Genomic DNA, 18,608 nt, shown 5'->3' on the forward strand with positions numbered 1-18,608 from the left:
ACATTTATCCATTTATGTCCGACTCCTCACAATTTCCTTTGCAATCGTCTTCCTCATTGGCTCCATTGTTTCCAGTGGTTGTAGCCGACCGGTCTTTGGAATAAACAGCATCTGATTCGTCTAAAGTACAACTTGTAAAGAAAGACAAGCCAATCATAACAATAAATAAAACTGCACGTTTTTGCATAATAATAAAAAATGTGCATCTCATGATTGCTAGGTATACCCTCCACATCACCAAAAAAAACTGTGTACACATTCAGTGAATAGGAAAGCAAAAATTCAACACGGGTTAATAATTTGATTAAACCTTGTATTAAGGCGCACCAATAACTTGGCATTTGAAGACTTAGACTAGCTATGGTGATCGTAAAATTCCCTATGGCACAGACTTTACATCGTCTTACTAATGTTGGGTGAACCACTTTGTGTGTTGTACCCCATACTTTTATGGTTGCCATATTCTTCATTTTCGTATCTTTATAATTCATCTTTATCTTTTAGACAGTGACTAAAGTTGATCATGCTTTTGTAACTATCTAAAAGCAAATTTGCGATTACAATCTTGTCGACAATGTCGACCGACAAGCGATACGATAAAAAGTGTAATGTGATATTTTATTTGCATTTAAATAATTGAAAATCAATTATTTATAATTTCAAACTTCATCAAAAAAATTCTTAAATTTTTCTGTCGTCGACAGTTTTTCTGAGATAAACTGTCATTTTCAGGATTAAAATGGATACTATTATCCATTTGACCCATAGGTAAGTAGAATGTTATAGGAGTAGTTATCCCATCTTTCCTGCCTTCTAAGTAATCATTTCTAGAGAATTCACGAATTGAAATATCGATTTCACGCCGTTTAGACTAAAAAACAGAAAAAATTAATCAACTTCAGATTACATTTTAAATTATTGTGATGACTGTTAGAGGAGAAGAATACGTACCCATTTTTCTAAAGTTAATGAAGTTAGTAGTTGAGGTAAGTGGCATTGAGAAGCCATTTGAACAATTTCGAGGAAAAGAACAAAGTAACCTATCCAAAAGAATCCACAAAAAATTGCGTCCAAATGATGAATTCCCTCCAATTAGTGCCAATGCTATACGCGATTATCGTTTACGATGTTTTGGTGCTAATAGAACGGAACCTTTTTTCATAGCATCGGAGAAATTGGATATCCTTTGTAGTTATATCATCGAAGATTATCCTAATTATACAACTTGGAGTGATTTTCTTGAAAATCATGGTGGAGAGCCCAAATCCAATTTAGGCAAATCTTTTTATACGGCCTCTAACATATTCGAATTGATTCAACAAAAAACAAATTCAGATGATTCCGATACCATCAGTCGTTGTGAAAATGCCCTGCATCTTAATAAAAACTCAGCCGAACTTAATTTTAATCTAGGAATTTACCTCTTGGATTTACATCATTATAAACGGGCAAATGTCTTCTTTAAAAAATGCGCCTTCCTTGAATCCCAGAATCCAGAGCCTTACTTCTTTAGGGCACTTTGCCTCTTAGAAGGCAAAAGGCCATTTCGGCATAAAAAGGCTTTGATTGATCAACTGATTCGAATCTTGGAATTCGCTATTCGACTACAACCCGAAAACCCTATTTACCAAGACTTCCTATACGTTATCTATACAGATTTTCATAAGCGAATAGGCTTTTCTTTGCACGGAAATCGCATTGTTAAACCCATATATGACAGACCTGTTGAGTGGATGGCTTTTCTATCCAAATGTTCTGGCCTAAGCGAAATCAACCTTAATACTATCTTCCAATGAGCAGTACAACAGCAAAAAATTTAACCCCAAAAGGAAAAAAAATTGCCAATTATTATTCCAAGAACATTTTAAAATCACGTCCATCCGATACGGATTATGATAGACTAATACGTGAATCGGTACAATTCCTTTTTGACAGGTCCCTTGATTTAACAGATTTAGATTCAGAAGACAGTATCCATGATCCTGTAATGATCATTGGATTACCCCATCTTGAGAATTTAAATGGTCTAACATTTGAAATACAAAAAGGAAAAGACAACTTTTTTCGCTTTATTCCCTTGGGAATTACCATTTACAATTTTACAGATCATTCATTAATCGCTTACCAATGCACTTTTGATCCAAGAACAAATAATGCCCTTAATGAGGGGACTTTTGAATATTTCTACAACGAAATCGTATCCTTTGAAACTTTTTCCGAATCGGGTACTGTTACAGATTACAATTGGCGTGATAAAATAGTTAATTCAATACCTCTACTCGATTCACTTATACGTACCGGGAAAATACATCAATACGACTACACTCAAAAATTTAAATTGACGACCACCGGAGGCACCAGTATCTCTGTGATACTTAAAGAAGGGGTTTTAAAGGAAGTTTCGGATGGAGGAGAGTTTTCTTTAACGGAAGCTCTTAAATCTATCAGCATTGTTAGGCGCATCATTAGGGAGAAAAAGAGTTACACCAGAAAAGATTCCTATTCTGAAGATTAACTCAGAAAATTCTTTAAAAGTTATTATTTTTAGGAACCTTCTCATTTCTAAATATGTTATCAAGCTATGGCGAATAAGTCTTTACAAAAGGAGTACCTCCTATTCAGAACTTTGTTGGAAGACGTATTCGAAGAGGCGGGATTTAAAGACAAAATAAGCCTTGACAATGGCAACAAGAAGTTTAAGTCAATTTCTGAAAAAGTAGAGGTTTCTTCTGCAAGTAAAGTATCTAGAAATACCATAAGGCGCTATGTTAAAATATACCTAGGGAAAATTCCGTTTACCGCAAAAGCCGAGCAATTGGATGCACTTTGCCATTATACCGGGAGAAAAAGTTGGTGGTCTTTTCTTAAAAATCCGAAAGTTGATTGGAATGTTCTGCGATTAGCACATACGGTTGATATCAATCCCAAAGAATTAAAAACCCTTAGGGAAAATACAATTCTATACTACCTCAACAAAGAAAAATTTAGATGCATATCCATTGTTGGCGATTTTGAACAGAAATTCGGGAAACTCCCAATTGAAGATTTTTATACTGATGTTTCTGTACTGGAAAAAGAGGACATTAAATCCCATAAATCAATTTTGGGAAAGGAAAAAAGAACATATGGGAGCTTCTTGTACAGCGAGAAACTGAACACCAGCAGACAATTGGCCGAAATTGTTTTTTTGAGTAATAAAAGAACTTTGATTCTGGGAAATCCAGGTGTAGGGAAATCAACTTTTGCTAGGTACATTTGCCATAAATGGGCCAAAGGAATTTCACAATCTGAAAAAATTTTTCTTTATATAGACCTTAAAAATCTAGATTTTGATAAGAACCTAGAATGTATCCCAAATTATATCTACACGGTTTATTTCGAAAAATACGAAACTACCAATAGGGAAGTATGGCCCTATGGCCCAAATTTACTTTTTGTTTTGGATGGTTTTGATGAAGTTAAAAATCAGCACAAAAAAATAGTTTTTGAGAGTCTTTATCAGTGGATAGATGAACCGCATTATATCCTGTTTTCTCGGCCCTATGGTATTCTCAATCAGCAAATATCTTATGATAGTGCATTGGAAATCATAGGATTCAATCCAACAATGCGTCTCAGCTATATAGAAAACCTGATGAAGAGGGCCATGGTAGATTTTAGTTTAAAGAAAATCATTAAAACCATTGATGAAAACGGCGTACTTTCTGACTTCTCCTACAATCCCTTAATGTTATCTTATATAATGCTCATCTTCATATACCAAGGAGCCAAGGGGCTTAAAAATATTACTTCCGTTTATCATTTACAATCCCAGATATCAGCTTGGTTCAAAGAGTATCATTTGAGCAAAAAAACAGCATCCATCTCCTTTACGAAAACCATGCAAAAAGCAGAGGCTATGGCCTTGAATATGGAACTCGACCAGGAGTATGTAGTTTTGGAAAAAAGCTTTTTTCTAAATGTTGACCAGATTACCAATAGATTATCTAAAATAGGTATTGGCCAAAAGGAAGAATTAGGTTTAGGATATGAAAAAAATTGGAGGTTTTTTTTCAATAGTGCAAGCTTTCAGGAGTTTTTGGCTGCCAAGGCCGTTATTCCCAATATAGAACCCTTTCATATTATAATGTTACTAAAAAATCAGTTGTACTGGAATTTTACGCAAATGATTATTGGAGGCTTAAGCCTTTTTGATAAGGATAGAGTAAATGCCACCTTGGAGCTTATATTGATCGATTATAAAAAAAGCCGTAAAAAGAACTTGTTTTATCTCTATGTCATTTTACTCGGAGAGACTCCACATGATATTATACATTTTCATTTAAAAAGAAAAAAAATCCAGGGCATTGTTAAAAGTCTCCAGAGTACACATCATATCCATAGTTGGTCCATGATGTTAAAACACTCTTTTTTCCAAATTTATCATAAGGCAAGTTATGCTCAAAAAGGTTATTTCATAGGAGCTATTCTTGATTTAGCAAAAAAAAGCTTTCAAGATAACCCAGAACATGTATTTCATTACATAGACGAAATCGCTTTAAAATTGCAGCTGGCCAAAGACGCTCGTTTTGTAAAAGCCTCTTTAGAACAGATTCTTGCCGTCATTACTAAATATAGAATAGAAATAGAGACTTACGATCCTTACCTATCCACCTTAAACGATATGCCCAAACAGAATTACTTGGATGATGAGCGTATATCCAGATATATCGGTTTCATTCATCTTTTGTTCAAACAACTTGCAATTAGCCCCAAAGGCATTTTAAAAAACTATAAGGATATTCTAACTTCCATTACTGATCTATCTAATACGTTCAAAACCCATACCATTCCATTACTCGATAGTATACAGCCCAAATCATATGTAAAATCCCAGTATATAACTTTTCTACATTCCTTGCGGAAAAAATTAAAAACCGGATACTATGAGGATAATACGGTTGACATTAATGATAAGGAGCACGACTTAAGTTTATTGGGAATCAAAACTGAAGGATTGGCCTTAAGCTTTAAAGGTTCGAAAATCGACGAAAAAAATGAGGTTGTCGATCACATATTTGATGGGTTAAATATGGCAAAAAAATTGATTTTTCTATTATCTCAGGATAGCGCAATGGCCCTAGATCCGTTTATTACAGCAATAAATGAACTTAAAGCAACCAACTTTGTTGGAAATTTGATTGATCTTCTTTTTGAAAATAAAATCATTGAATGGATTGAGACTGATGATATGGATGTTGTAGAACACCATATTTTATTGGCCTTGGAAGATTATATAAAACGACTGGATAACTGGGACAAATTCAATAGGTTCTTCAATATCCTTTCTTATTTCGAATATGGAAAATACGCCTTAAATAGACATCAAGATACCTTATATATTATTCTAAACGATCTTTTGGAGCGATATGGACCAAGAATTGAACGTAAACACACAAAGTTTAAAAGAGGAAATACATCGTCTTATTATACTGATAAGGCCAAAAGCACAATAACTAGACTATTGGAACTTGCCACTTTTCCACATAGTAGGTACTTTTTGTTTTTAAAATTGACCCGTTCTCCTTTCATTAAACTTAATTATGTTAAAGAAGAATTAATTCCATTATTGATTATATCAGGATTATCCAATCATAGTAAAGAAGTTTGGAGCTATGTACATCGTTTGGCTCACGAGGGCAGGATTTCTGAAGTATTAAGTATTCTTGATAAAGAGGAAATCTATTCCTACTCCAGCAATTATCCTGAGATTATAAAATTAATGGAGCTGATTGATACCGATATCAAAAATCATACATTTTCATTAGAGAGTCCCACAGATATCCATTATTTTAAAAATTTCTGTCGTATCGGATACCATTTAACACGGGCAATGCTCTATTATAAAAAAACTATTTATCAATATGAACATGAAATCGTCTGTCAATTGACAGAAATTCTATATAATGAAAATTTAAGGCTTTTTCGAGAACATTTTGCCAATGTAATGATCTATGAACTGGACTATTTTAAACTATTTCCTTTACAATTAATAGAATTATCGGATGATGAAGAATTGCAGGGAATCCTTCCCCTTAAACAAGTTTATACTTCCTTGGAGGGAGATTTTGATTTTTGTAATAACATCCTTAGAGTTTTTAGTTTAGAAAAGATTGAAAACTACCAACCCATTCTTGGGAAACGACTGGTGAATATCATTTTGAAGCATCAACGGGATTATCTTTCCTTGTTCCAACAGGTGAATGTTCAGGAAATAAAGCAATTACACTCTTCTAATTTATCACCATAGGTGGGGCTTGTGTCGTTCGCTCTGGCTATTCACATATGTGACCACACTAATTTTCTCAGCTGACTACAATTTCCTTGCATGTACCGTTAAACTATATATTTTTCTTGAACTTAAGCAATATGCCCCGAAAGAATTCTTCCGAGGCATTATCGTTTAATTTAGTACCAAATCTTTAGTATTTAAGTGAAAGAAAATGACTAGATAGTATTTAAAACCCATTACTACTTTTTCTCCCCCGTTCCTGCAAAATTGTAAGTCAAAGAGATGAAGGGACGTGCTCTGAATACATCGGAAGTCAACTGTTCATCATTAACTCCACTAAAGAAACTGGAATCCATAGCCTCATTAAGAGTATACTTGGGCAAGAGTCTTTCCACCCTTCCAAACACCACCCCGCTTGAAATTACGATTCGCGATTCTCTTCCTATTGTGGCTCCCAAACCAATGGGAAAGCTGACGATGTTACTATTATCCAATACAAAACCAAAACTGACCACAGGATTTACATAGTTAAACCATCGGGTATAGGCATGGGCCATAAGGGAAATCCCAAAATTAAAGGGATCGGAATTGGCCTCAATCACCCTTTGTCTAGTCATCATATCCCCTCCACCATTCATATCCATGTTTTGTTCAGCAGACACATCGACAATCTGAAATTTGTCATCTGTTAAATAGGAAAGCACAAAACCGGTACTAAAATCTATCTTAAAACCACATTTTATCCTGTAAGTAAAAGAATTTAGGTCTACTTCTGTACCGTCTGACTTGGTTGCTTTTATGTCTAGTTTAAGTGCATCTGCATCCTTGACCTGAATAGGTAAGCTAATACCATTACTGTAATTATTGAGATAATACAGATTGGACATGATCAACTTTATATGATCTTCATAAAAATTTAGCTTTTCAAGAACTTGTTGAAATTCAGATACCAAAAGATTGCTCGATATTTCAAAGATTTTGGCATATTTGTCTAGAGCGTCGTTCAAATCTTTTTCAACTTCAAGAGAATACTTTGTGGTAGTCTTTAACTGATAGACATACTTCTCTAATTGAGTTTCAAAGTCGTTGATATATTTTTCGGTATTGGTGGCAAGCGTATCTTTAACCCCAGCCGCGGTAGGTTTAGCAGTTTTATCCTCATTGACTTCTTTTTCTTCTTTTTTATCCAACCCCAATAAGTCTATAAACTGCTGCTGCCCTTCTAAATTGTAATTCTCAAAAGAGGGAGTAATACTTATGGACTTGTATTTTTTCTCGTAATTTAAAAAGCGAAAAGCTACGTTTTCATCTGGTTTCAACCTTCTGTTCTTAGGTTTGGGGTTTAGAAAATCATAAGTAATTAAGGTGCTTTCCCCTGCAAAATTTATCTGTTTTGGAAAAAATTGTTCTGTTTTATAGGTTTTTGGGTCAATGGGATTGAGTTCTCTTCTGGATTTATTGGGATCTTTTGTTTCAACTTGGCCTAGAGCAATATCTTTAGGAGCAATTGCGCTAAGACTTATAACAGTTCCACTTATTGGACAACCATTACCCTTGTCCACTTTTACATTTTTGTAAATCTGTAACTGATCTCCTTTCTTTATAAAACTATCTCCATAAGACATATCGTCAAAATCTATTTTTTTACATTTTGCACCTTTAGCCGTTGGTATAAAATATAGAGAATACACGGAATCCTTGATTTTATCGATTAGTTTAAATCCCCTACCAACCAAGTGAACTTCTCCATTTGCGGTGTACTCTAATTTGTCCTTTTTGTATTGATAAACGATTTTAAGTTTTCCTACAGAATCTTTTTCTAGCGTTAAGGTTGCTTTTTCGGTATCTTCTTGGGAAAATAGGGTAAAACAGGATAAGACAATTGCCATCTGTAGAATAGTAATCATTGTTTTCATATTTCTAAAGTTTTAAGTGGATAGATAAATTTTATTTCCCTGAATTCATCAAGTATGTTTTTCAAGGGTACAACAAGGGTATCTCCGTTGATTGTGTCCTCCTTGGCAACTACAATACCTATAGGAAGCTTATCTCCTCGACGATATACACAACAGCCTGAATCACCCTCTACACTGAGGCCCGTTTCTGGAATAAATTCGTTGACAGCGAACAAAAAATTAAGTTCATGAGAATAACTCCCATCCCTATTGGGCTGTTTATAACCTCTGTAGTCTATTTTATAAGCTTGATTAACAGCTTTAACCTGACCATATCGAAGTTTTTTGGACTGTTGTCCGTATAGCACAATATTTAATCCGTTTTCAATTTTTGAAGGAACACTTCCGGCATCAATTGGTCTTTCCAGATCAAAATCGCTCAAATCAATGTTTTCATTTAGGGCAATAAGGGCTGCATCAATATAATAATCGATAACTCCTTCATGAATTTCCCCTATTTGCTTTGTACCCTGATTTACATTCTTATGAACATTTGGGGTTATTCTGAAGTTCTTAAAATCATGTTTATTATGTTTTAGCACATGATAGCAGGTAAGAAGGTATTTGAGTCCGTTGTTCTTCTTAACAACAACGGAAAAAGACCCCCGTTGGGCATCTAGAGAGCTATTACCAATAGTAACATTCCAATCTATTTTAGGAGAAGCCAATAATTGGGCAAAATTCCCTACTTTCTTAATCTTATATGGAATTTCTATGATATCCCCTGTTTTGTTTTCTGATTTGAAATAAGAGGTGAGATCAATATTTTCATCTTTTATAGCCACTTCTATATGTTCTATATATCTTCCATTGATCTGTTCCAGAACAATTCCGCTTCCCACAACTTCCTTGACCTGATGTAATTCTTTTCGTTTCTCCTCCAAATGGTGACGAACCTGATAATTTTCTAGAAAAGACAACACTTGTTCGGCATTCTGAAGGGAATAAAAATTTTTGTCCCTTACTGCCTGTCCAGTACGCTTTACAGAATAGACCAAATCCAACAGGTCATGAAAAAATTTGGAGCCAAAGGAAAGAAAGAAACCTACTAGCACATAGCTTAAAAAGGCATATACCTCCTCAGCAGCAATAGAGGTACCCAAACTTTTTGAAATACCTGAAAAAAAAGGATTTATTTCAGCTTTGCTTTCTAAAAAGTCTTTCAATTTAAAAACGTTCACATTAAAAGATGAAGCAAAAAGAAATCCAACAAAAAAGGCCAAAAGGTTAATTTGAGAATTGTTTTTCTTGGTATGTGAAGCAGAAAATTGTCTTTGTATAACATTTGGAATCGTCAAAAAAGTAGGTTCTCCCATTATACTGGTCTTATACATTGGAAAGGCAACTTTTATGATATTCAAACTTAGTAGTGCAAGAACAAAAAGCAACTCTAAAAGCAGCATTAGGCCATAGAATATTGGGGCTAAAAGGAAAACCACAACAATCAATGCCATTAAAATAACCCGTACCAGAGTATACCACCTTATATTACTAAAAGGAAAAGGTGGAAGCGATATCCAACGGAAATAATCATTTAGCAAAATCCAAGTATTTAGAATAAGGAGAAAAAATAGCAGAAGAGAAGTCCATACATTGTCGTTTGGATATAGCTCATTTGCAATACAGATCTGCAATAACAAGATCAATCCTATAATAAAGTAGTTTGCCCTTACCGTATAATCACGTATAAACTGGGTGGTCTTCTCTGTAATTAAACTTAATGCAAAGAGAATAGTGACAAAAACAACAATATCATCATTTTCCATAAAAATAATTTTTTGGTGTTGTTATTTACTTAAAGGCGCGAAAGGTATATGTATGCAATTTGGTCAAATTCAAAGTGATTTACCATACCTATTAGTGGGGATTTTCAACCAAATCCATTGGGAATTTCTTTTGCTGATTATTGTATTTTGGGAAGCTTAAAAGAATTTAAAACGTTCAAAACCTAAACCAGAATCCCCATAATCATTGTGGGTTCTTTACTCAAAACGTTAGCTACCGTAAAATTACCTTCCATATGCTCAGGTCGTTTTTCAATAGTACGCAATCCCATGCTCGAATCCGAAGTATTAATTTCTGATAATTAGAAGCCTTTTCTACTATACTCTACCAAAATATTCAAGTCATCCTAGTGCTGTGTCATGTGAATACTGGCTTGGGTAACACTTGGCATGTTTTAAACTTTGGTCACCAATTCCTGAACCATTTCAAAAAGGATAGCTCTAGCGAATTTTCATAAAGATTCACTCATTGGTCAATAGTTTTTTCTGGCGGCTCAAAACTATTTTGAATAGTTTCCAGAGGACTTTTCTCGGTAATGATGGTTTGCAGATAAAATCCAGAAGTAGAAAGTGCAATTATGGTACTATAAATAATGACGACGTACAATAGCGTAATTATAGCCTTAACAACTTCTATAGCCCAAGGGCTCCATATGCGTTTTTTGTCCACACCATTTTCAAGGAGCTCCTGAGGTCCTGTGAGTCCTTCCTTTTGAATATCTTTTTTGGCCAATGCAGAAACCCACAAACCACCAAAAAACGAAGAAGATCTAGTCATTCTCTTACCATCTTCAGCAGCAATGGGTGTGGTAAATGAATATGCATTGAAAATAGCATTGTATAAGAGGTATGCTATAAAAGCTATTATTACCGTGGCTATGATATTGTTTTCATAAGATTGTACATTTTCAGTATTCATTTTCACTGCTATAAAAACAACATAAATTGAAATCATAGTAATTAAAATTCCTCTCGCGGATGTAGTTATATCTTCGGGCAGCTTAAAACTCCCGCTTCCTTTCCAAAGTAAATTCCAAACTGCCAACACAAAACTTACCAATGCTGTAATTATGGTTAAGATTCCAGAAAAAATAGTATTCTCAGTTGTTTCTTGTACTATGATAATGGTATCCATACCTATACGTTTAAGTTTATTTGTGCTTCTGACTTAATATGGTGAACTACAGGAACTATATGCTGGGAGAATTTACCTCCGGATACTCTAAATTGGTAGAGTCCTGGTTTTACCTTGTTCTTTACCGGTGAGGTCGGGGAACCAAAATAAATCCATCTCACCATATAACGAGTACTAATTTCTACGGTAAGATTTGGTGTAATCGTATGAACTTCTACTGGAAATCCAGTATTGCTCGAATATAAAGCGCTATTATTCATAAATACACTTAGATTCACTTTTTTACCAAGGAATTTGATTTGTCTAGGTTCTGATTTATCCAATGATTGGTTATCGGCTTCCCGAACAAGATCGATTCTCGACTGTATGAACCTGGAAAGTTGCAATGCAAGGCTTCGTTTAATTTTTTTAGGTGCAACCAATTTGTATTCCTTCGTATTTTCAATTTTGCTTACTATTTCATCTCCTAATATAGGAAGCGCGGTGATGTCTTTATCTTTTTGAAAATCATCTTCAAGCACATCCAAAAGGTCCATTGGTAACCATTCTCCATTTAGTTCTTGGCATGGGTAGTTTAAAATTTTATGATTTTTGCTCAAAAACTCATGCTGATCTCTAAGGTTGTTTAGATTTTGAACAATATCATAAAGTAAGTGCTCTTCTGGTATTTCTGCTATATCATTGATATTGTCCTTATTAAGCTTTTCCGGGAATAAGGCATAATCCGCTAGGGTTTCGGCAATCGGCAAAACTGAGTACTGGGGTTTATTCATTAGTAAAAAATGGATTGGTTAACAGTATTGCTTGCAAGTAATCTAAAGTTGAGTATAAAAAAAATCCCCAATGATGGGGATTTTTGATATTTTTTCCTTGAACAACTACCTTCTAACTATTTAAGACAACCTTATTTGGAATAATTTTTACAGGTACTTCTCAATCAATACTATGACAGAAAAAATCATTAATACAATACAATTGCGGATTCTTTCCCTGTGTTATAATATTGTCGGTATGTAATTACGTATTCTTCATCCTTCAGTAGTTTATAATTTATTTCTGCATTTTCATCAACACCACTGTCGTCATCTCCTGAAAGATACTGTAATCTCCCTTGAGGGCCTTTTTTAAACAAAACCATGACTCCATCCATCTCCCCTAGCGTTTTAATGCTATACTTGCGCGAAGCTTTGGGTTTAAAAACAAAACTGCTCTGGGTTCCGTAACTCAATGTTATTTGCTCAGTTTTAGCTGGGGTCAAAGCAATCATAGTGTCGTCAACGATAGGGTAAAAGAACCGTGCCCACTCTATATCATGTTCGGAAAGTCCTGATTCAGGGTATAGACCATCCTGGTATATTTCAGGTGCTTCAATCAAACCAGAATTAAAAGAGTATTGCATAATGGAATTTGGATCCCATTTTGAAGCTTCAACATTATCAGGATCTACTTTTCTAAGAATATTATAAAAAATTGTCTCTTTGTCCCAATAGTTTGGGGCTCCACTAAAAAACTTATAAACCGCTTCTTCATCCCATTCAATTCCTGAATTATTGCTTTGATGGGCATGTTTAAACCCTAAAGAATGCCCTATTTCATGAAGGGCCGTGTCTATTTCATCTTGTATATTCCATCCAAAATTCATGGTACGCTGCGAAACGGGAACTTCTAATACATCCCGTCCAATATAGGACCAAGAACCATCTCCCTTCATAAAACCAATTCTAATTTCAGCGTCGCCAATATCTTTCACCTCTGTAAAACTTAAACCTATTCCTATTGATTTCCATACGTCAAATGCCTTCCTTACCACGGCTTTCTCCTTGTTGCTTCCTTTATAGGTGATCCATTCTTTTGATCCATCGGAATAATGTATCCATTCTCCATCTTCGTTCGAATCGAAAAAGTAATAATTGAGTACTGTTCCGTTTGCCCATTTCTTCTCCGAAACTCGAATTAACTTTTCTCTTTTGCTAGATATTCTATTATCAAAGATGCGTTCTTTAACGATTGGAAGATTGCAATATTGCATCCTCCCTTTTGGCTGTTTTTTTTCCACTTTTCCCATTTTAGATGTTTTAGTTTCAAGCTAAAACTATGGAAGCAAAACACACTAAAACATACCTGATTATGGGTATTTTAATGGCATATACCCCTTATATTAAATGAAGATAACTTGATTTATACTTTGAAAATTTTTAAACACTGTTAAATACGACTTGAAGTTATTCCTTCCATTTGCGGTATTATATCGGTATATCGATAATTATAGAGGTACCCTTCCCTAACGTGCTGTCAATAGTAAAATTGCCGTTCAAATGTTCTATGCGTTTTTCGATATTCCGAAGGCCAATACTGCTACTATTTGACTTGATATTTTTAGGTTCAAATCCCTTTCCATTATCTTCAACCAAGATATTTAGACTTTCTTCATGCTGGGTTAGTTGTATACTTCCTTTAGTTGCATTGGCATGTTTAATGATATTCGTGACCAATTCTTGAATTATTCTAAAAGTGTTTAATTCTAGAGAATTTTCCATACGATTTTCTAAACCAAAATCGTTTACGGCAAGCTGTATTTTATTGGTTTCAGAAATGGTTTTTGCCATACGTTGTACAGCGGGCAACAGGCCCTGCTTCGTAATGACTCCAGAGTTTTTCACATGGGAAATGCTCCGGATTCGTTGATATGCTTCCTCCAATAACCTGGAAGTATGTCGGTATGATGGATCTTCCTTATCTGTTTTTATGTTCTCTAAATGTAATTTTATCGTTGCCATTTTACTCCCCAAATCATCGTGCAGTTCATTGGCCACACGTTGTCGTTCTTTTTCTTGCCCGGAAATCATTGCATCGATACTCATCAATTCTTGCTCTCTTAATAAAGTTTCTGTCTTTTGTTGTTCCAGAAGCGCTTTTTGTTCTGCAAGCTTACGCTTTTTTGTGGTGTTTTTAAAGAGCAAAACACTAATAAAACTGCCTAACACCAGGAAGATCACAACGCCAAAAAAAAGAACTCTCTTTTGTCTTTTTTCTTTTTCAATTTGTCCTTTTTGCACTAAAATCTTATTCTCTTTTTCGCTTGTTCTAAGTTGTACATTTAATCTAGAAATATGCAATCTATTTGTTCTAATTCCCAATTGGGCCTCTGTGACAATCGAACGCTTCAAGAACCAATATGCACTATCAAATTTGGACATATGTTCATAGTGATACAGTGCTTTAAACCTTTCAAAATTAAAATCAGCCAATAAGGGGTCTACTTTTTCTTTATCCTTTTTGCTTAATTTGAGGTATTCGTCAGATTTTTTAAATTGTTTCTCACTTCCATTGATATCAGCTAGGTACAATAAGGCATTGTATTTTTTATTTTGAATGATAGGTAAGTCCGGCAAATCAAGTACTTTCTTGAAGTAAAATTTAGCGCTATCTTTTACTCCCAAAGCTTTGTAATACAATCCTATATCTTTATAAAAATAGGAATCAAGGGCTTCACTTAGTGTATTTTTTTTTAAAAAGGCAATTAGGTTTCTTGAAGTCTTACGATATTTTTCATTGTCATCTAATATGGAGAGCGTAAAGTAATTTTTATAATAAGCCAACCAAGCTCGATCATCTATTGTAGTCGACAGCAATCTATATTCATCCAAATAATGCATAAAAGCATTACTGCTTAACACAATTTCCTTACCATACAAGTGTAGAAATCCTAAAATACTCAACTTATTTAATGATCTGGATTTCTGTTTTTTGGACAATGTATAGGCCTCATCAAAGTACTTAAATGAAATGGTGTCATTCCTATTATTAAAGAGGTGGAAATATGCTTTAGAAAGGAGTGGAACTACCTTATTTGTAGTATTCAAAGATAGTTTGTCCAATGTATTAATCGATATCGAATCATTTTCTCTGTCCCTACCCGCATTGTAGATTATTGTATAAAGCGTTTTAAATTCCAGTCGCTCTTTTTCTGTTGGCAGTTTATCAATGGAAATACGTGCTTGGGAAAAATGAAATCCTATTAAGGCATCTATAATAAAATCCCTTTCACTCGTTATGGTTTGACCAAAAAGAGCGAAAGGAATCAATAAAACTGTTATAGTAATTTTTCTTCTATTCAATATTAATTTTAGTTAGTCCTATATGGCATACTTTTCCAGGAAAATTTAAATCTACAATGGTTTGATATTCACTTCCTGAAACACTTTCATTAGATTCGTTCAAAGAAAAACCGATAGTTTCTTTTTTTCTAACCAATAAACCATCCCTTTCATAGAATTCTTGATCAAAAACACCTCCTATCTCAGGATTTAATGGATTTTCACTAAATTCGGCCCTATCCTCTCCAGCCAATGAAATTAGCTCTCTAATTAAACTCAGATACATTCCGTTTTCTATTACTACGGGAGGATTGAACAAAATTTCATCGCTATCTGTCGTATCTCCACCAGCTGCACCTTTGACATTGACTTTGATTAAAAGGGATTTTACACCAGCTTCAGCTTCATAGGCGTTAGGATCAGCCTCTGTTTCTCTCACAAGGCCCATATTGAGAAGTCCCTTATAGTTTACTAATTTCAATTCAACACGTTCCAAAAGTTTTTTCTTCTTGACAATCGAATCTTCTTCAAAAATATCCTTCACAGTAAATCTAGCAAAAATGGCATAAAATGTCCCGTAGGATTGGCTCGCATACACCGTTTGAAACCGACTGTTTTCCGATGGCATCAGCCTAATATTAGAGTTAAAATCTATCATTTTGATTTAGTTAAAGTTAAACAATTATTCGCTTATTCCAATGCCGAGCTAACAGCATTATATACATTCAATATTCCGGATCCGTAATTTTCTTTTTCCCTAGGTTCAGGAAAAATTTCGGTAGTGTCAATCAACTTTATTTTCAACTCATCCCATGTTAAATCTTGATTTCTAGCCAGCATTAGTGCTGCACAACCAGCTACTTGTGGTGCCGCACCAGACGTTCCTCCAAAATGTTTGTAGTAATCATCGTGATTGGACCATCCGCCTACACGCCCTAAATGATCTCGAATATCAGTAGTCACTAAATTTGTTCCTGGAGCGGCAATATCCACTTCATTCCCAAAACTAGAGCCCCAAGGTGATCTATCGCTAATTTTTACAGGATGTTTATCTTCATTGACCGCACTAACTGTAATTACCTCTTTCAGATTTCCTGGAAACTTTGTAGGCTTACCATCATTTCCCGCAGAAAAAACAATAATTGTTCCCTTTCCGTCACGGCCTTTTCTTACCAACTCGCTTATCGCAAACTTCAAAGTAGAAAACTCTTTTTTAAAGGTCCAAGAACAATTAATGACATCCACTTTCTCTTCTAATCCCGCCCTTAGAATGGCCTTTATGATCAAAAAGAGATTTATCTCAAAACCTCTACGGGAATCTCCTAAGCCAATTCTATAGCTGATTAGTGTACAGCCTTTGGCTACGCCATCAACACCAATATCATGGGAACGCCTTGCAGTTAACATTCCTGCACATAGTGTTCCATGAAAATCATAGTCATTTGGCATTTGGTTTTTTCTTTTTTTTACAAAATCCCAGCAACCCTCTACATCAACAGTTGATTTCAAATCAGGATGTCCTACATCTACTCCAGAATCTAAAAGAGCGATTTTTATCTTTGAACAAGCCTCACGAAATTCTTTACAAACATAAAATGTCTCATGGGTTTTAAATGTTTCCGTCATATCATATGCCCTTTGTTCTGGTAAGGGTTGTGTATATAATGGATTCATTGAATTACCGAGTGTACTCTCAGAACGACGTTCTTCCAATGTCGAAAAATTTTTTTCGATATGTTTGATCTGAGGATTTTCAACCAATAGTCTGTAATTTTCATCTGCAAGAGCATCTGTTCCAAAGTCCACTAAAAAGACCCCCTTAATACTATCGATCACTTTACCGGAAGTTAAATGTTCCACAGCAATCTTTGTCATTTCAGATTTTGGAATTACAATTAATTCCCCGGTACCAAAAAAAATATCGTTACCCGACTTATATATACTTCTTACCCGCTTAACCTTTTCTGAAGTATGTAAAAAGTTTATTTGCGCCTCACGTTTGGACGCATCTAATCGGTACAAATGAACTTCTGCCCTTGCATTTTCATTTAAAGGAGGGCGGATTCCATTCTGTTTTAGTTTCTCCAAATAGTCATAGTCCTCTGAAGGATCTATAAAATTGTTATTTCTTTCTACGCGAATTGCATCTGTAATCAGTTCAAAGGAAATTGTTTTACCTTCGTACTGGTGTTCATATTTTGTAAGTTCCTGATTCATAAGGACAAAATAAGGCATAAGCCTCCCTATAGAACAATACCCATTCCTAGGTATTTTGGAGTAGCTAGTGCATGCAATAACCATACATCTAACTAAATTCAGTTGTGCATAGCATGTTACAAAATACCTTAGGCCATACGGATCAAATTCCAACTATTATAACAACTTTAAAGCTCTTTTAGCGAAACATGGGGTCATCAGAATGATTCTGATTAAAATATCCTATGTAGAACCTAATACTAAAAAAGAGATTTGGAGATAAGACTATGCAACAACCTGCTCCATTCCGAGATACTTAGAAGTTATAGGAAATTTTTACATTACGAAATTAAATGGTAAATACTTGATTTACAAATTATTATAATTATATGAAACTGCTTGGATATATGAATTGTAAAAAAAGTAAAAGCCTCCAAAAAGAGGCTTTTTTTATGTAAACCCAATTAAGAATACTTCTCTCTTAGATTTGAAACAAACACTTCTAATTCACCTCAAGCATTCTCATTGATTTTTATGCCAACAAAAGCAGAAGAACTGATGCCCATAAGGCCTAATGCCATGGTATCAAAATCTGGAAAAGTAGTTGCTTCCGGGAAAAACTGTATGATAAAAATGATGCCAAAGATAAGATTGAAAAATAGAGCTTGAAACCTAGAAATACTAACGCCATTCTTATCCCGTAATAAATTCTGCAAAAACCCTCTTCCTTTCTTTCCTTCTTCCTGGAATCTTCTCAGTACTTGAGGATTATTCTTATCTGAACTGTCGATCATCTGTCCTGCCGCTGTGGTTCCAATACTGATGCCCAACAACACCAACATGGCTGTTGAGGGTTCTGGTATGTTATCGGGTTGTACCCCAAAAGCTATGGAAAAACAGGAAAGAATGATCATGGACCACCACATCAGTTGCGTTTTGGAAAAACTGTAAGGTCGTTCATCACAATTATCACAAGAATCCTTTAAAATATCGGTTTTTGCGCTTAGCAAAACACCTAATATAATCACCAATAAGGGAATGATCCATTTAAAGGTCAGTCCAATAAAACTACTCTTCTCCATGTTGTTATTGTTTTAAAAGTTAGACTTTGGTTTATTTTATAGCTTTAAAATCCCCGAATTTCAATGGTCGGCATTTCCTATTACAGGT

General features: G+C 34.7%; 13 protein-coding genes. 3 read left to right on the top strand and 10 right to left on the bottom strand.

Going from position 1 to position 18,608, the window contains the following annotated elements; translation table 11 throughout:
• Positions 1-4: 4 nt before the first annotated feature.
• The gene (locus tag ACEXOE_RS02315) at positions 5-211 is read right to left on the bottom strand and encodes a hypothetical protein (protein WP_394747113.1); all 207 of its coding nucleotides are present in this window, start codon (positions 209-211) and stop codon (positions 5-7) included.
• A gap of 712 nt (positions 212-923) precedes the next feature.
• Between ACEXOE_RS02315 and ACEXOE_RS02320 the strand changes: the two genes are divergently transcribed.
• From ACEXOE_RS02320 to ACEXOE_RS02330, 3 genes are all read left to right on the top strand, one after another.
• On the top strand, positions 924-1,796 hold the full coding sequence (locus tag ACEXOE_RS02320; protein WP_394747114.1) for a hypothetical protein: 873 nt from the start codon (positions 924-926) through the stop codon (positions 1,794-1,796).
• Positions 1,793-2,515: a hypothetical protein gene (locus ACEXOE_RS02325; RefSeq protein WP_394747115.1), complete on the top strand. Its 723-nt coding sequence runs from the start codon at positions 1,793-1,795 to the stop codon at positions 2,513-2,515. The genes ACEXOE_RS02320 and ACEXOE_RS02325 overlap by 4 nt, the downstream gene beginning before the upstream one ends.
• Before the next feature lie 66 nt (positions 2,516-2,581).
• Positions 2,582-6,289 (top strand): NACHT domain-containing protein, encoded by a 3,708-nt coding sequence (locus tag ACEXOE_RS02330; RefSeq protein ID WP_394747116.1) that lies wholly within the window; start codon positions 2,582-2,584, stop codon positions 6,287-6,289.
• A 221-nt stretch (positions 6,290-6,510) separates the two neighbouring features.
• Here the strand turns inward: ACEXOE_RS02330 and ACEXOE_RS02335 are convergent, their stop codons facing one another.
• From ACEXOE_RS02335 to ACEXOE_RS02375, 9 genes are all read right to left on the bottom strand, one after another.
• Entirely contained in the window at positions 6,511-8,187 is a 1,677-nt protein-coding gene (locus ACEXOE_RS02335) for a hypothetical protein (protein WP_394747117.1), read from the bottom strand.
• Positions 8,184-9,992: a hypothetical protein gene (locus tag ACEXOE_RS02340; protein WP_394747118.1), complete on the bottom strand. Its 1,809-nt coding sequence runs from the start codon at positions 9,990-9,992 to the stop codon at positions 8,184-8,186. Before ACEXOE_RS02340 ends, ACEXOE_RS02335 begins: the two co-directional genes overlap by 4 nt.
• 484 nt (positions 9,993-10,476) lie before the next feature.
• On the bottom strand, positions 10,477-11,145 hold the full coding sequence (locus ACEXOE_RS02345; RefSeq protein ID WP_394747119.1) for a hypothetical protein: 669 nt from the start codon (positions 11,143-11,145) through the stop codon (positions 10,477-10,479).
• Between the two features lie 2 nt (positions 11,146-11,147).
• A complete protein-coding gene (locus tag ACEXOE_RS02350; protein ID WP_394747120.1) occupies positions 11,148-11,918 on the bottom strand; it encodes a hypothetical protein in 771 nt (256 codons plus the stop codon).
• A gap of 188 nt (positions 11,919-12,106) precedes the next feature.
• A complete protein-coding gene (locus ACEXOE_RS02355; RefSeq protein ID WP_394747121.1) occupies positions 12,107-13,210 on the bottom strand; it encodes a M12 family metallopeptidase in 1,104 nt (367 codons plus the stop codon).
• 178 nt (positions 13,211-13,388) lie between these two features.
• Positions 13,389-15,263: a sensor histidine kinase gene (locus ACEXOE_RS02360; RefSeq protein WP_394747122.1), complete on the bottom strand. Its 1,875-nt coding sequence runs from the start codon at positions 15,261-15,263 to the stop codon at positions 13,389-13,391.
• Positions 15,256-15,900, bottom strand: coding sequence for a hypothetical protein (locus tag ACEXOE_RS02365; RefSeq protein WP_394747123.1), 645 nt, complete (start codon positions 15,898-15,900; stop codon positions 15,256-15,258). Before ACEXOE_RS02365 ends, ACEXOE_RS02360 begins: the two co-directional genes overlap by 8 nt.
• A 32-nt stretch (positions 15,901-15,932) precedes the next feature.
• Positions 15,933-17,459, bottom strand: coding sequence for a S8 family peptidase (locus tag ACEXOE_RS02370; RefSeq protein WP_394747124.1), 1,527 nt, complete (start codon positions 17,457-17,459; stop codon positions 15,933-15,935).
• Positions 17,460-17,950: 491 nt separating this feature from the next.
• On the bottom strand, positions 17,951-18,520 hold the full coding sequence (locus ACEXOE_RS02375; RefSeq protein ID WP_394747125.1) for a hypothetical protein: 570 nt from the start codon (positions 18,518-18,520) through the stop codon (positions 17,951-17,953).
• Positions 18,521-18,608: the final 88 nt, after the last annotated feature.

It is taken from the genome of Spongiimicrobium salis, from assembly GCF_043678055.1.
Taxonomy (GTDB): Bacteria; Bacteroidota; Bacteroidia; order Flavobacteriales; family Flavobacteriaceae; genus Spongiimicrobium; species Spongiimicrobium salis.